The organism is Vibrio chagasii (assembly GCF_002954585.1).
Classification (GTDB): domain Bacteria; phylum Pseudomonadota; class Gammaproteobacteria; order Enterobacterales; family Vibrionaceae; genus Vibrio; species Vibrio chagasii_A.
In genome coordinates this window covers 1,644,562-1,659,715 of the sequence record NZ_MSCI01000002.1, presented here as the reverse complement: position 1 = coordinate 1,659,715, position 15,154 = coordinate 1,644,562, and the positions used below count along the sequence as shown (strand labels likewise).

The 15,154-nt window shown below is 41.4% G+C and carries 13 protein-coding genes and 3 pseudogenes; 6 read left to right on the top strand and 10 right to left on the bottom strand.

What is annotated here, in order from left to right:
* Positions 1-37: 37 nt before the first annotated feature.
* Positions 38-967 (bottom strand): LysR family transcriptional regulator, encoded by a 930-nt coding sequence (locus tag BTO10_RS15805; protein ID WP_105025182.1) that lies wholly within the window; start codon positions 965-967, stop codon positions 38-40.
* A gap of 53 nt (positions 968-1,020) precedes the next feature.
* On the opposite strand from BTO10_RS15805, the gene BTO10_RS15800 reads away from it, so the two are divergent.
* On the top strand, positions 1,021-1,611 hold the full coding sequence (locus BTO10_RS15800; RefSeq protein WP_105025181.1) for a LysE family translocator: 591 nt from the start codon (positions 1,021-1,023) through the stop codon (positions 1,609-1,611).
* A 297-nt stretch (positions 1,612-1,908) separates the two neighbouring features.
* On the opposite strand, the gene BTO10_RS15795 is transcribed toward BTO10_RS15800, so the two are convergent.
* Positions 1,909-2,427, bottom strand: coding sequence for a GNAT family N-acetyltransferase (locus tag BTO10_RS15795; RefSeq protein WP_105025180.1), 519 nt, complete (start codon positions 2,425-2,427; stop codon positions 1,909-1,911).
* Positions 2,428-2,792: 365 nt separating this feature from the next.
* Entirely contained in the window at positions 2,793-3,239 is a 447-nt protein-coding gene (locus BTO10_RS15790; protein ID WP_105025179.1) for a GNAT family N-acetyltransferase, read from the bottom strand.
* 207 nt (positions 3,240-3,446) lie between these two features.
* On the opposite strand from BTO10_RS15790, the gene BTO10_RS15785 reads away from it, so the two are divergent.
* Positions 3,447-3,713, top strand: coding sequence for a hypothetical protein (locus tag BTO10_RS15785; RefSeq protein WP_105025610.1), 267 nt, complete (start codon positions 3,447-3,449; stop codon positions 3,711-3,713).
* 323 nt (positions 3,714-4,036) lie between these two features.
* On the opposite strand, the gene BTO10_RS15780 is transcribed toward BTO10_RS15785, so the two are convergent.
* Complete coding sequence (locus BTO10_RS15780) at positions 4,037-4,498, bottom strand: NUDIX hydrolase (RefSeq protein ID WP_105025609.1); 462 nt, start codon at positions 4,496-4,498, stop codon at positions 4,037-4,039.
* 258 nt (positions 4,499-4,756) lie between these two features.
* On the opposite strand from BTO10_RS15780, the gene BTO10_RS15775 reads away from it, so the two are divergent.
* A complete protein-coding gene (locus tag BTO10_RS15775) occupies positions 4,757-5,629 on the top strand; it encodes an alpha/beta fold hydrolase (protein WP_105025178.1) in 873 nt (290 codons plus the stop codon).
* Positions 5,630-6,070: 441 nt separating this feature from the next.
* Here BTO10_RS15775 and BTO10_RS15770 read toward each other — a convergent pair whose 3' ends face one another.
* Positions 6,071-7,024 carry a hypothetical protein gene (locus BTO10_RS15770; protein WP_258098957.1) on the bottom strand — a complete coding sequence of 318 codons (954 nt, stop codon included), beginning with the start codon at positions 7,022-7,024 and terminating at the stop codon, positions 6,071-6,073.
* Positions 7,025-7,332: 308 nt separating this feature from the next.
* On the opposite strand from BTO10_RS15770, the pseudogene BTO10_RS23360 reads away from it, so the two are divergent.
* Positions 7,333-7,458: pseudogene (locus BTO10_RS23360) on the top strand (alpha/beta fold hydrolase); the annotation flags it as partial.
* Positions 7,459-7,721: 263 nt separating this feature from the next.
* Here the strand turns inward: BTO10_RS23360 and BTO10_RS15765 are convergent.
* Positions 7,722-8,657 (bottom strand): hypothetical protein, encoded by a 936-nt coding sequence (locus BTO10_RS15765; protein WP_105025176.1) that lies wholly within the window; start codon positions 8,655-8,657, stop codon positions 7,722-7,724.
* Between the two features lie 646 nt (positions 8,658-9,303).
* On the opposite strand from BTO10_RS15765, the pseudogene BTO10_RS23355 reads away from it, so the two are divergent.
* A pseudogene (locus tag BTO10_RS23355) lies at positions 9,304-9,420 on the top strand (alpha/beta fold hydrolase); the annotation flags it as partial.
* 89 nt (positions 9,421-9,509) lie between these two features.
* On the opposite strand, the gene BTO10_RS15760 reads toward BTO10_RS23355, so the two are convergent.
* From BTO10_RS15760 to BTO10_RS15750, 3 genes are read right to left on the bottom strand one after another with little or no spacing between them, the layout of a single operon-like run.
* Positions 9,510-10,142: a glutathione S-transferase family protein gene (locus BTO10_RS15760; RefSeq protein ID WP_105025175.1), complete on the bottom strand. Its 633-nt coding sequence runs from the start codon at positions 10,140-10,142 to the stop codon at positions 9,510-9,512.
* A gap of 14 nt (positions 10,143-10,156) precedes the next feature.
* A complete protein-coding gene (locus BTO10_RS15755; RefSeq protein ID WP_105025174.1) occupies positions 10,157-11,359 on the bottom strand; it encodes a YbfB/YjiJ family MFS transporter in 1,203 nt (400 codons plus the stop codon).
* Positions 11,349-13,178: an FAD/NAD(P)-binding protein gene (locus BTO10_RS15750; RefSeq protein WP_105025173.1), complete on the bottom strand. Its 1,830-nt coding sequence runs from the start codon at positions 13,176-13,178 to the stop codon at positions 11,349-11,351. The genes BTO10_RS15755 and BTO10_RS15750 overlap by 11 nt, the downstream gene beginning before the upstream one ends.
* Before the next feature lie 232 nt (positions 13,179-13,410).
* Here BTO10_RS15750 and BTO10_RS23785 point away from each other — a divergent pair.
* Positions 13,411-13,506 (top strand): annotated as a pseudogene (locus BTO10_RS23785) (alpha/beta fold hydrolase); the annotation flags it as partial.
* Between the two features lie 300 nt (positions 13,507-13,806).
* On the opposite strand, the gene BTO10_RS15745 reads toward BTO10_RS23785, so the two are convergent.
* Positions 13,807-15,054, bottom strand: coding sequence for an MFS transporter (locus BTO10_RS15745; protein WP_105025172.1), 1,248 nt, complete (start codon positions 15,052-15,054; stop codon positions 13,807-13,809).
* Positions 15,055-15,154 lie beyond the last annotated feature (100 nt).

Below are 15,154 nucleotides of genomic sequence, written 5' to 3'. Positions count from 1 at the left end.
CAATGAAATGTCTTATTTTACCCAAAATAGTTTAGATCTAGAAACTCTGCTCGTTAGTAGCTAAGAAATTAATTAACTTTTTGGTTTTACTTTTAGGGGTAAGGTTGTTTGGCCACAGAGCATACAGAGGAATAGGCTCAACTTTCCAATCTGGCATGATATGAATAAGTTCTCCAATCTCTATCGATTCGGATACTTGGGATTTAGTCAGTGTCGCCAAACCTAAGCCAAGCAGACAATAATGATGCATGGCTTCTACACTATTTACGCTAATTTGATATTGATACTTAACTACTTTTTTTACCTTCCCCAAGCAAAAATTACGCTCATTAGTAAGTTGTTCGAGCTTAATCCAATTCCACTTTGATAACTCATCTATCTCTTGGGGGAGCTCACGCTGTTCTAAGTATGAGGGAGCGCATACTAACACTCTTTCCAAATAGCCAATTTTACGTGCTTTTAGATTGCTCGAATCAGGCTCTCCCGCCCTCAAAATCAAATCAAAGCCATCTTCAATAATATCGCTATGAGTATCGGTAAATATTAACTTAAGCGAGATTTTAGGAAATTGATTGGCAAACATTGCGATTAGGTTGTTTATATATGATCCGCTAAGAGCGGTAGGCAGAGAAACTTTAATTTCACCTGATGGTTCTTCATCTTGACCTGAAAGCAGCTCCAACCCTTGATTGGCTGCATGAATCATCTGCTCTACATATTCGTAGAACTGCTCTCCTTCATCACTCAAAGTGAGCTTGCGAGTCGAACGATATACCAACGCTGCCCCGACCTTCTTTTCAAGCTGCGTAATGTGGTAACTGACCACTGATGGAGATAAGGATAACGATTTGGCAGCCTCTCTGAACGAACCTTTTTTAACCACTTCCGCAAAAATTGCCATTGATTTTAAATTGTTAAACACACTTATTAAACTATTTAATCGAATTATAAATTTAAATTGAACCATATAGTAACGCAAAGCTCAATGACGTAGCATGAAGTCTTTATAAGGAGACCCTTATGTCGGTACTAATTGCTATGAGTGTATTTTCTTTTTCGATGTCTATATCACCAGGACCTGTAAATTTGATTGCGCTTACAAGCGGACTCAATTATGGCTTCTGGCGATCAGTCCCTTTTGTGTCTGGTGCAACCATAGGGTTTACACTTTTATTATTTCTAATTGGGTTAGGAATTGGAACACTGCCTAGTAACTACACCCAATCATTAGAGTATTTAAGTTACTTTGGGTGCGGGTTTATCCTCTATATGGGGGTGAAGATTTTCAGCGTTAATCCGCAAGGAATTAAAGGTGCTGAGTTCAACGATATTCCATCTTTCACGCAAGGCATTTTTATGCAGTGGCTCAATCCCAAAGCGTGGATGGCTTGCCTAGCGGGTTGCTCGGCTTTTAATGTCCACTCTTCCAATGAAGTTCTCGCTACCTTCGTGGGTATTTATTTCCTTATTTGCTATTTATGCATAGGTTGCTGGTCATTTTTAGGCGAGAAAATGAGTGTTTATTTAAAAAGCAAATTTCGTATATCAATATTCAATAAGGTTATGGGTGGAATGCTATGTCTAATTGCAATTTACCTTTTCATTATCTGAAGTCGGGTATAAAGTAACTGCAATGCTTATCTGTAGGCTTTAAATGGAGCGTAAAAATTATTGCTGCACAACTTTTTATGCTCCATTACCCAAGTTTGTCCAATCAGCACTCTCCGACATCATAATGAGGCTCCTAAGTCATCAAAATCGCTCACTGAGGTGAGCTTTTTGCACTAAAAAACTAGTTTATAAATCGTTTTGGGGCACTTCTGAGTTTCGAAGTGCCATCTATTAAGATTCTGGATATCTCTTACTGACAAGGCTTACCATCTAATCACACTGAGGATTGTAACGCTTTTACGAGTATCCGTTCCCGATAGAATCTTCGACTTCACTGACTAGTGTTTTATGCATTATAAAACTATCAACATAACCAAGCTTTCGGTGAAGATAGGCTAAGGGGATCGTGCCTATTATGGTAAAACCTAGTTTCTTCCACAAATTAACCGCCACTTCATTAGAGGACACTACTGAATTAAATTGCATAGCCCTAAAACCCAAATCAATGGCAGTTTCCAGCGAGTGCTCACACAACTTTTTTGCAATTCCTTTGCCACGAGACTGGCTTTGCACCATGAAACCACAGTTGCAGATATGACTACTAGGCCCTTCTGCATTTCGTTTTATGTAGTAACTCCCTAGAACTTGGTCACCTTCTACATAAACAAATGTCTTTAATGGGGACTTACACCACAGTTCGAAGGCTTCCTTGTAGTTCATTGTAGGGTCGAATGCATACGTTTCTTGCTCTTCGATTATCTGTTTGAAACATGGCCAGAATATTTCAAAGTCGTCATCTTTTATCTCTCTTATCACTTTGCGTCTCCTCTAAAAAATTTTATACAAGTTATATCTGATTAGAGATAACGTTCAATAACATAAGTTAAGATATTGATTATTTTTATACTACACAGGGTCACAACTTCAATATTTCGCTGAAAAGTAGTGAGTAAAAATGTAATCACCAAGTCAAATGAGCTATTCATATGTAGACCGTTTTTGAACGAATTATTTAAATGATATTTATAGGTAGTCTAAACACACTTTGGGGCATTTTCGAGCTAGAAAATGCCACGGGTAAAAATTCAACCTGTGAAGGTTTTGGACAAAACCTTGTTAGCTTAAATGACTTAGTTTCATCAAGATCAGGTATGAAAAAGTATTTTGAAACCATAGTCTTGTTAGGTGCTTTCTACCGCGCTTATGAAGTTATAAAAAAACTCATCCTCAGAGTCGATCACAAACTCCAATCGTTTGTACATGCGCGCAGCAGGTTCATTATTTTTAAAACAACTCAATGTTAAATCCAATTGCTGTAAATTTGCCTGTTGTTTGAGTTTTTGAATCACAGTTGATCCGAAACCTTTCCTTTGACTATCCGTGTAGATAATGAGCAGGTGGATGTGGATACTACTCGATTTAAAGCGAGTGCATACATAACCAACTTTTTCACCATTACAGATAATCCAACTAAACCACTCTGGCTCTAACTTAGATTCAAACGAAGTTCTTTGAAAACCTTCATCCCAACCAACTGCACTCTCAACGATTGGCTTCATATACAATTTGAAATCATCGAATGCCGACGAGTGTTCGTGTTTTTTAAATTTTGAAAGAATAATTTCCATATATCAACGCCCAATTAAGGTGAACAACGCCTCCACTCAACCTAATATATTGTGCCATAAACACTAAAATTGAATTAGAAGCAAAAATGCCAAGCATTGGGAATCCCTCTTAAATTGTTTGTTATGCTACTCGTTTTCAAGCGCCCCATCAAAATGTATGATATTCTGATTAACTTCTATTTATATGAGTTTCCCGGAGATGAACTTATGACCAACATTTATAAAACAATCTTTCCTGATGGATCAATTTACATCGCAGCCAAGAAATCCCCACCTGGAAATGCTTCAGAAAGCCTATCTTGGGCGCAAAACCATAGTAATCCACAAAGACCTCTTGTAGCTGCATACTTGAAATCAAATGGGGTCGCTTCTACTAAAATACTTCATAAAAACCTTGATGCGGAAAAAGCTAAAGAACTTAAAGCGCAGTATGTAGAGCAAGCACTGGGCAAGAAATTAAACGTTATCTATTGATTTCTAAACCACTCTAGGAGTGCTTCCACTCCTACTTTCTCTAAGAACAGCATAACAGCTATATTAGACAGAATTATTATGTCTAGCATCTTAATGATGTAAACGAGATGTCAATTTTAGCATAAATAACAATAGCTTAAGGTCTGCATTTCTATACCTGCATCACTAAATACAGATTTTTTCTGTATAGCATGAGTTGAACGGCAAAATATGTTCCAGCCTGATGCACGAATAAGTTTAGACAATTTGTGAACACTCTGTTGACTAAATAGTTCTCATGATAGCTTCATGCGCTCTAAACACACTTTGGGGCAGATTCGATTTTAATTCTTCACTTGATGGGTCTTCATTTGATGGGCTTTAAGTCGTTCGCTTAACTCCCATAAAGCTATTCGATTTGAATCATACTTGAGAAGTTCGCTCGCCTCAGTTGCGTTACACCAACGGAATTCAGTGTGTTCCGAAGATAACTGTGGCTCCCCCGAAACCTGCACTGAGAATGAGTATTCTGGTATCACATAAGGGTGATCGCTCCATTTTTCATGACCAGAGTAAAACACTCTAGGTAACATGCACATAGAATCAAGTTGAACCCAGTCACTACCTGTTAACGACGTCTCTTCATACAATTCTCTTTTTGCGGCATCGAACAAAGACTCTTGATCTTCTCCACCACCAGAAATTGCCTGCCATTCACCATTGTCTGTACGGCAAGCAATCAAGAAGATAGGTTCTGAAATTTTAAATTTATATGGAAATATCAGAACCTGAAATGGTGCTCTCACTGCGTTGATTCCACTGTTGTTGCGAATCAATAGATACTACAACCATTAGGAAAAGTTAGGCAATTCTCAGATTACATTATTCTCGGTTTTATTGCGCAAACGCGGAAAGGGGCAGAAATGAGTTGTTCTAGTCGGCACAGTAGAGGAGTTATTTATCTAAATCACCCTTGACCCGTCTACAACTTCAGACTTTATAGTGACTATATTGATTGAGAGGGGCGCTTGCTGTGTTCCCTCTAAAGTAAGTAGAGAGACACTATGAAACGTTTAATTCTAAACATCACACTCTTGGTATTCATGGCGCTTGGTAGCTTTAATGCCATGGCTCATGATTCAAAGGTTAAGAACGGTATCGCGATATCTCACGATGGTGAGCAAATTGCGTATGGCAAAAGTGGGAGTGGGGATACGGCGCTGATCTTTATTCACGGTTGGAGCTTAGACAGCAGGCTGTGGCAAAAGCAAGTGAGTGAGTTTTCAAAACACTACCGAGTAATCACTATGGACTTAGCAGGGCATGGTAACTCGTCATTCAACCGTGAAGAATACACCATGGTTGCGTTTGCTGAAGACATCAAAGCCGTAATCGACAAAGAACAACTTGATTCAGTCGTCTTAGTTGGTCATTCAATGGCTGGTGGTGTTATTGCAGAAGCCGCTAAACTGATGCCGGAAAGAGTGAAGGGTATTATTGGTGTCGATACATCGCAAAACGTCGCACTAGCGGTTTCACAAAGCGATCTAGATGCAATGATCAAACCTTTTGAAGCCGACTTCCAAGCGGGCATCACTATGTTCGTGAAAGACTCGCTACCAAAAGACGTAGACGCAGATTTACTTTACTGGGTAACGCAAGACATGGCATCAGCACCGCCAACTATCGCGATAAACCAGTTCCGCCATTATCTAGGCCAATATGTGACAGGCGAAGCTCACCGCGTCTATGAGAACGTGAATGTGCCAGTAATATTGGTTAACGCTCGCCTATGGCCAACGGATTCAGAAGCGAACAAGAAACACATTAGAGATTACAGCATTTACTACATTGAGGACTCAGGCCACTTCCCAATGCTAGAGCAACCAAAGCAGTTCAACACAACGTTGATGAAAGCGTTGAAATCAGTGAAGTAGGGCGGTTGTAATTGTTCGATATAACTAAGGCCTCGTGTGTGCGAGGCCTTTTTGTATTCTGTAACGCAAACAAAACAAAGTGGCAGATACATCTCAGATACGACTTACAATCCCCTCCTAACCTTCCCTTGGTTTACATCTCCAATCTCTTGTTGATAGCGGAAAAGGGGAGGAACTGTATACCTATCGCTACGTGTGCTGAGATACATTGAGCGACAAAGAATGTTCTCCCCCTCGATCGTATATCTAAAGAGACCGGTGAACTCCATTTGAGGGGGAGCTAGAGGGGGAGGTTTTGGTTTAATAGAGCTGGTCAGACACTACCTTGATGAAAGCGGTCAAGTCAGTGAAGTAGGGTGGTTGTAATCATTCTATAGATAAAACTAAGGCCTCGCGCGTGAGAGGCCTTTTCGTTTTTTGGGGGACCTTAACCTGAAAAGATTATATGGTCGCATCTGTCTTAAACAGTAATACCTTGTTATCCGAGTAGCGGTAAAGATATGGGTAAGGCGATGTATTCATTGCCTCTACATCGGCCTTGAATTTTTCAGGGTTAGTTTCATATGTTTTCTGTTTGGTTGAATCCATCCAACCAAAATAAGGTACGTAGCGATAGAAGTGGCTTTGGTCTTCATATGTCGCCATCATTTCATCAGAAATAGAATACACGAGGTAACGTTTTGCTTTCGGCACGCCCTCAATGAAATCAATCTCACCTTCTACAATTTTCTTGAAATAGCCCGGACTACGCGTCGAAACAAAGCAATGGTCTAACTCTTCTTCAACAAACACGGTATCAGGCGTAAATTCATCAGATTGTCTAAACTCGGCACATTCTGGTTTGGTAATATCCATTGCGCTGACACTTGTGTTTCGAACATTGAGAAAATCTTGCTCAAACTCAAAAATTTCCGCATTCGGATATTTTTGCTTCATCATTTGTTTTAAGCGTTCTAAGTCTTCACGATAGATTGAGTCGTAGGTGACATCATCGCCAATAGGCTCGATAGCAATATTGTGTTGATATTTGAAGGTATAAGGCAGTTTGTCTGTTGTTTGTGTGCCGAAAAAGAACGTTGCTATATTAAGGTTTGAGGCCAGGTTGCCAATTAACATGGCTGCGGTTGCGGCGGTGCTGACCGTGTTTTTGATTGCTACTTTATCGTAGTAGTCCTTCGCCAGAACATCGACATTACCCAACTTAGTCGGTTCACGCTCTGTGTAAACATACATGATTTGCATTGCTTGGCTGTACTGCTCGTAATTGTCATGCTGATAAATATCGAGATCTGAAGCCTGTTCAGTGTTGTCTACCATTGCTTCTCTATCGTGTCTCACCGTACAACCAGAGAGTAATAATGCAGCCACTGATGCTGCGAGTATCGTTTTATTCATTTTCTAGAACCACTAACTATATAAATAAGACAATCATTTGGTGTCAATTATTTGTTTGAATTATTGAATGTTAGATAATTCTATTGAAAATAGATACTTAGCAAGTGGTATAAATGTGACTTGGCACGTTGTTATTGAAAATTGAACAATGTCTAAAGCGAATGCTATTGGATATTCCATTGGAGAACTTACTACTTCTTAAGAGGGTTGCGGTAACTTCTTTATTTCGTGTGCTGCTATGTATGTATCTGACCGAATGCGAAGCTTTTGATCTACTTGCTACAAAAAGGCGTAACACGGACTCATGAGCGCACAAGAAACACATCAAGGATTACAGGATTTACTGCATTGAAGACTCAGGCCACTTCCCAATGCTAGAACAACCACAGCAGTTCAACGCAACCTTGATGAAAGCGGTTAAGTCAGTGAAGTAGAGCGGTTGTAATCACTCTATAGATAAAACCAAGGCCTCGCGATTGCGAGGCCTTTTTGTATTCTGTAACGCAAACAAAACAAAGTGGCAGATACATCTCAGATACGACTTACAATCCCCTCCTAACCTCCCCTTGGTTTACATCTCCAATCTCTTGTTGATAGCGGCAAAGGGGAGGAACTGAATACCTATCGTTATGTGTGCAGAGATACATTCAGCGCCAAAGAATATTCTCCCCCTCGATCGTATATCTCAGGACATCGGTTAGTCGTTTCGAGTCATATTCGGCATTTGTCCTAACATGCCAGCTTCACCGAAATGAAATGTTTCAAGTTGGGCTCTGGGTGTGGTACTCGACTTTATCGAGCTAGTATGGAGCGCTTCATCCTTTGTGCTAGCGGCGTAAAGTTGTCCAGAGAACGGAATGCTGGTGTCGTAATTTTCAAACCATACAGCCATTGCTTCCGTTAACAAATTATCAGATTTGTCGACATGCGCTAAGTAAGACTTGTGGTTGGCAAATATTCTCAAGTCATGAACCAAGTTAGGCGTGTTGTCATCCGGAAAAACCGCCGCCATCAAAATACCAGGAATTTTCTGGTGCCAAATGTCACAGACGGTCTTGAATGACGTACCTAAATTCTGTGTTTGTCCAGGCTTCACATAACGCGTCGTGAACCCAAACAACGGAGGGCCTTCTTCCCGACCGCCATCAGGCTTCATGAAGCCGGCAAGGCTTGTCTTGAGTTCGTACTTTACACCCGAAGCTGCTTTCGCTCGGTTTTCTGTTTCTTCGTTCCATCCACCAAACACGGTTAACGTATCTGGGTTCTCAGGCGAGTAATCGTAAGTATCCCACAGAGGTTCTGTCTGAGTACAGCGAGACAAGTAATCGTTAAACGCACTGGCACTTCGGACCCATAAAATATGCCAATATGCTAAAGGGTTTTCTGTATCAGGAAAGGCAAAGATTGCTTTAATGTCTGGGTTTTCTTCGTAAGCTGACTTTGAATGTGCTTGGTACGCATGCTTAAACTCAGAAAGTTTCTCTTTTTTAATATGACGCTTACCGTAAACAAGAATCGGGGTTACTTGTGACGAGCCAGAGATAACAGCAGTTTCGTCAAACTGCGATAATACGGGACTAGCTTGTTCTTTATCATTTTTCTGTTGCATCTCTTCTCCTAACTGAGTGTCCATTTCTATCTACTTTGATAGTTAAAGTTTAGTTTTAAATCGCCTAGAACGAGCATCTCTTATCTTAGATTTTGATAAAAGCTATGCTGCCAAATGTTCTAAGGACTTCTTATTCACTGTTATCTCTTGTCTGTTCTGATGCCAACAGATCATCCCTGGTTTTAGTGGTGCGAAGCGTAATAAGTTGCTGGGTGATTTCTCGTTGTGTCTTCATATTTATCTCCAGTTAATTCTGAGTGAAATACAAAGCCTAGATACAAAAAGACCTCTGGCGATGAATCACTCAGAGGTCTTTTATTGACGCAAAAAACTACCTCCTGAGTGGCCCCATGGTGGTTGTGGTGGTTTTTGCGTTTAGGTAAATTTTGTTCATGGAGATAATTATTAACAGCTTGTAGATACCCGCACAAGGTAAAGTAAGATTCCACAACAGAAGAAATGAGCCTGATGTGCTGTTGACCTCACATCAGCACTTAATCTTATTTCCCCCCTTGTTTAGGGAAAGTGTTCTAGAAGCAAGTCGATAAAATGATGGATTCTGTCACTCTATGGATACCTGGCGTTCTACTTTCTTTATTTCCTTCTCAAGGAACTTTTTTACCTTTTTAGGCGGAAGTTTTTGACATTGATGGACTAAGAAGCGAACTAGAAACACATCAAGGATTACAGCCTTTACTTCATTGAAGACTCAGGCCATTTCCCAATGCTTGAGCAACCACAGCAGTTCAACGCAACCTTGATGCAAGCGATTAAGGCAGGGAAGTAGGGCGGTTGTAATCACTCTATAGATAAAACCAAGGCCTCGCGATTGCGGGGCCTTGTTAGATTTGCTCGACCTAACGCTGGTCAAATTGATCAGGAATTTTTGTATTCGCAATAGTTAAGCTTTTTTGAAAGCGACTCTAGGCTAAGTGTTGCCAATGTGTCTTTAAAAGGCGAACTGTGTAAGGCAGTCGTGAGGATGTCGCACTCTTCTGCTGAAAGCAAATTAGCATGCCTGAATAAGACATAATCTAATGCGATGTGTAGGTACAATGTTGAGAAGTCAGGCTTGAGCAAATCATCATTGTTTTTCAACTGCCCGATAAGTCCTTTAACGCTTCTTTCAATACCTTCCTTTCCCCTAATCGTTAGCACGTTTTGCTCAGCTTCGAAGCGGCTCAATGCAGCGCATCGAAATGCTACTTCCATCAACGTTTTACTTACTCCCAATAATGACATGCGTTGAGTGTCGCTAGCCTTGGTCGCTGCTAGTTTTTCTGTTGGGTATGCTTGCATGAGGAACTCGCAGATCGTTAAGCTCTCGGTCAGTGCAACCCCATCACTGGTTTCTAGAACCGGAATGGTACTAAATGGATTAACTGCGACTAATGTGCTCGGTGTTTGCCACGGGTCAACCCATTCAAGAACCATTGGAGCATCACACAAATAGGCCGTTGCCAGCACTGCCCTGGAGAATGGCGAGGTGTCGTTTAAATACAGTTTCATGAGCGATTCCTTTGCTAAGAACTTGTTTGAGCAGTGTTTAATGTCTGCTGTTTGGTTGATGTAAATGCGATGCAGAATATCGACAAAATCAGTGCACTCGCGCTGATCATAAATAACAGGTTATAACTGGTGAGTTGAGGGGCGTAGTGAGCCATAACGAAGCCGACTATTCCTTGCGATATAGCAAACGCCATTGTCATTGCTCCCCAAGATTTCGTATGGAGTTGTGTCCCAACGATTTCTAAGGTGTAGGTTGATACCAGTGTTACGGTGCCAGGCGTAAACATACCGACCAACAAAGATGAAGCAAAAAGTGCTGTTTCACTGGTGCTTAAGAGTGGAAGAGCAACCCCGGTAGCTTTGCAAGTAAACGCCGCTAATAGTGCTTTTTTAAGTCCAAACTTATCACCTAATATACCGGTTACTATTGGTCCAATCGCTGCTCCTATACCAAAAACAGCCCAATAAAACCCACCGCTCGCAAAACTCATTTTTAGCTCTCGAACAATATAGTCGACCCAAAAAAGAGTATGAGGTAGATAGCCAATAGCGTTGAAGGTATAGGCTAACAGTACACAGCTAACACTGATACGCTCATTCTTAGATAAGGCATCAAACGTCGATGGACTTTTATCACAATGGTTTGGCTTAACCTCAAGAGACCAAGCGTTCCACGTCAGGACAGTTGCAACGAAAGCGATCGCTCCCATACCTAACCATGCACTCTCAACGCTTTGGTAGATAAGTAAAGGTATGATGGTTCCTGAAATCATCGCGCCAATACCGATGCCTGAAAACACGACGCCACTGATTCTTGCTTTCATTTCTTGCGGGTGAAGGCTGGTGATAACAGGGGGAGCGAGTACCATGAGTATCGCTCCGGATACACCAGCAATAGTTCTAAGTGTTAAAAACCATTCAAAGGGGGCAGACTTTAAGGCGCAACCCAGATAACTAAAGCTACTTAGCAATAAAGAGACACGTATGAGTGTGCCTGTTGAATAGTATCTTTGTAAAAAGGTCGAAGCAGGTGCTCCGAAAATATAGCCAATCAGTGTTGCTGCGCCGAGTATGGAGGCATCTTCGCTTGAGAACCACCCACTTTGAATGAGTACAGGCATTAATGCTATATAGGCAAAGCGGCCAATACCATTCCCAACTAGTGTTGCTGCGAGCCCAGCGAAGGTGCTGCGGTTTAATAGTTTATTATGTGGCATATTCTTTACCTTCAGTTTGGGTTCCAGACAACTGTTTAAACAATGTATTGACAGCTCTACCAGCATCGACGATTGCCGTAGAATTAACACCAGGCCTGGGCACTATGAAGGTGTAAAATTTATTGCCTTCTGTAGGCATGCCTAATGCCCAAATGTTAATTTGCTCCATACCGTTGGCATTGATCACATTCATGTTCGGCGTTACATCAATGCCACCAGGGTGGTAGTCACCATTGAAGTACAGTCTTGCATATTGTTTAGCTAGAAGGTTTTCCCAGAGCTGTGTCCCATCGTCCTTTGGGCTGTGCATAGACACTTTTGCATGAATCTTTATGTCGGCTTGCTCTTGTAGTTCAGGCCATACCGTTGATTTGAGTGTGATCAAATGAGTACTTGAACAGCTAATCACTTCTGGCGAGGGGCCGAGATTTAGCTTGAGCACACCGCTTTTCAGCAAAGCAACCATCTCTTCAATTCTTTCCTTTGGTGGGCCTACAGCAATTCGGTTCATTAAAGGAATAAACACAGAGTCAACCCAACGATGTGACTCTTCGGTAAGGCCTTTAAAGTCGATAGCGTCTCGAATTATGTCTCTTAAGTCGCGTAACACATCGCTAGCAGACTTTATTGGGCTGCTTATGTTTCCTTTTTTTGCTTCTTTTATGTCGTCTTCAAGGTGATCTATCAGCCAAGCGATATAAACTTCTGGAGATTTAAGTGCGTAGCTGGGAATCGGTGCAGCGAGTTTTTCCCAACTGAATCTATCTTCAATAGGAATTGTTTTAGCAACTAAAATTTTTTGTTCATTCAGATTTGAATATAGGAATTGGTTGCAGAATTTTTGTGCGGCTATGAGTCCTTTCTTCTGGCTAAGGTAGCTCTCGTAGTAAGCATACTCCATGTCTTTTATCAGTAAAGGAAGTACATCCTTGATAAAGTTGATCGAGCCCATCTCTCTAAGTTTTGCGACCTTTGAAGGTGTTAGGAATCTAGCATGGTATTGTTTAGATGTTCCTTTTTGGTTTTCAGCTCTACCTGATAAAGGGAGGCCAGTACGCGAATACGCTATTATCTTTGGTTCATTTCCTGAAGGTGAATATTCTAGGTTACCTCTTTGAGTTCGGATGAACTTACCACCACGCCCAATAGATAGCTCTGCCAAAATATCGCAAGCTGTCAGCCCAAGGCCTTGGAGGGCAACTGTTTGCTCTGAAGATACATGCTTTAGCTTATCTTTCACTGGGTATGGATTGGTAATTTCTTGTGCAGTATCAAGCTTGAGATGTTTGGGTTTTGTATGCCCTGTTGTTAAGTAAATATATTCAACATTAGTGAGGACATCTCGGTCATCTCGTAAATACCAGGAATCGTCATCTAACTTATCGATATCAACAACTTCATGAGGTAAATAGTCTATCGTTATGTGAGGGGCTGAGATATCAACAAGATAGTGAAATACCCAGTTAAGATATTCACCAAAAAGAGAACGGGAGTAGTATTCGTTCGGTAATATTGCTTTTGGACTCAACTCATCTCGTGGTCTTTCACATAACCATTGGTAGAAAGTAGGCCCTGTAATCACATTTCTAGCTTCACTAACACTCTCGTCGGCGAACATTGTAATTTGAGAACTAACAGTATTGACAAGCAAATGATTCGGTTGTTTGACATCATGGCATCCCGAACCTGGAAGGTTTGGGTCAAAAATTTTTATCTCCAATGGTTGGTAGGGAGTGTCTATCGATAGAGCTACTATTCGCTCTAATACGCTTAGTCCGCGAGGACCAATGCCAATGATACCAATTGTTCGTTTTTTCATCGCAAGCCTTTATGGTTCGTTTGTTGCTCATTTGTTTGAATTGTTGCAACTACGTTAACATTGAGTGTTGGGAGCCCTCAATAGAGTATTTACTCTAGTTAGGGGGCGGTTTACATTTTCTGTAAGTGTTAGGATTGTTATTTACACTTTCAATATTTTGCATTGCATGACGTAGAGAGCTATTCAGAGTCGAAATTAGATTTATTAACGGTTATGTCGCGTAGCTGAGTTAATTTACTACATTGAAGATTCAGGTCATTTCTCAATGCTTGAGCAATCACAGCAGTTCAACGCAACGTTGATGAAAGCAGTGAAGTCACTGAAGTAGGGCGGTTGTATCATTCTACTGACAAATCTAAGGCCTCGCGTGTGCGAGGCCTTTCTGTGTTGTTTAGAGCGAATAAAACAAAGTGGCAGATACATGTGAGATTCGGCTCACAATCCCCTCCTAACCTCCCCTTGGTTTACATCTCCAATCTCTTGTTGGTATTGGGAAAGGGGAGGAACTGAATACCGGTAGTAATGTGTGCTGAGATACATTGAGCGCCAAAGAATGTTCTCCCCCTCGATCATATTTCTCAAGAGACCGATGAACTTGATTGGAGGGGGAGCGAAAGGGGGAGGCTTTTTATGCAGGTTTAGTTTTGACGGCTTCACGACAGCTCAGGAAATAAAGCGAAGAGACTAAGAGGACCGCCCCACATAATATCCAGCTTGTGGATATACTGTAATGCTCGGAAATGACTCCAAAAGCTAAAGAAGCAAGCACTCCACCAGCGGTAACGGCGAAAGAGCTGATAGACAAAATGGTTGAGCGCATCTCATTTGGAGTACTGTCATTAAGTAATACCTGCTCAGAATTGTTGCCCATTGTAAAAAGAAAGAAAAACGTCAAATACAGTAGAGCAAAGATCATGGTGTTGTGGGTGTTAGCAAGTATGATCAGCGACAGTCCGGCAAGTGCGCGAGTGACAAACATTAAAGCCTTGTGAGAGCCGCCAAACACTTTTAATAGTGGAACGGACACGATTGACGATAAAGCGGCCATCAAGAAGTACAGTGCCGATATGATGCCAAACAGAGTTAAGTCTCTGGAGTGAATTCCCATAAGTTCAGATAGGTAGGGTTGCCAGTGGTTTTCAACAGCACTCATTGCTGCGCCAAAGATAAGTGTTGCCTGAATCACTAACCTTAACGTCCAATGGTTTAAAGAGAAAGTAAGCGCCTTGACACTGGTTTGTACCGCGGTGGTGACGGTGTTTTTGTGGTGTTCTTTGATGCTTCTTTGCTCATTAGGAAGTAATAGCCATGTTAGCAACAGCAGGGCAAGACTTGATACGCTAGCGGTGAAAACATTGATGTCATACTCGTCAAATGACTCAAAATAAGAACTCACGATACTGTTAGGTAGAAATCCGCCGATAAGGGCTCCGGTCGCTAGCCCAGCAGTCACGAACACATTAACTTTTGCAATTGCAGTATGATACGAGCCTGCTCCAGTGCTATCAGTAAACGCATCATAAAACCATGCGTCGAGAGTACCTGAGTAAACGGCTCTAGAAGCTCCCAGCAATAAGGCGCTAATTAAAATACTGAACAAGCCATTTGCATAGAGTAGGTTTAGGCAGCCCAGTAGGGTGAGTATTAACGAGTACGAATATGTTTTTTTTCGTCCAATGGTGTCAGCAAGCCCACCGACCGGTATCTCTAATAGTGTTGTGCTTCCAATCCAAACAGCCATGACAATCCCAACTTGTGCTAGGTTGAGCCCCTTAGACTGAAAAATAAGAATGATGACAGGGATAAGCAGCCCGACTACTGTCCAGTGTAGGTATTGTTGTATGCCAAATCGCACAACTAACTCTTTTCGTTGCATCAATGCGTTCCTTTGTTTATTGAAAGTGGCATCATCCTTTATTGATACTTAGGTGCAACTTGTGATTTAAAAGGGTAGCATTGTGATACTTTTGGTATCT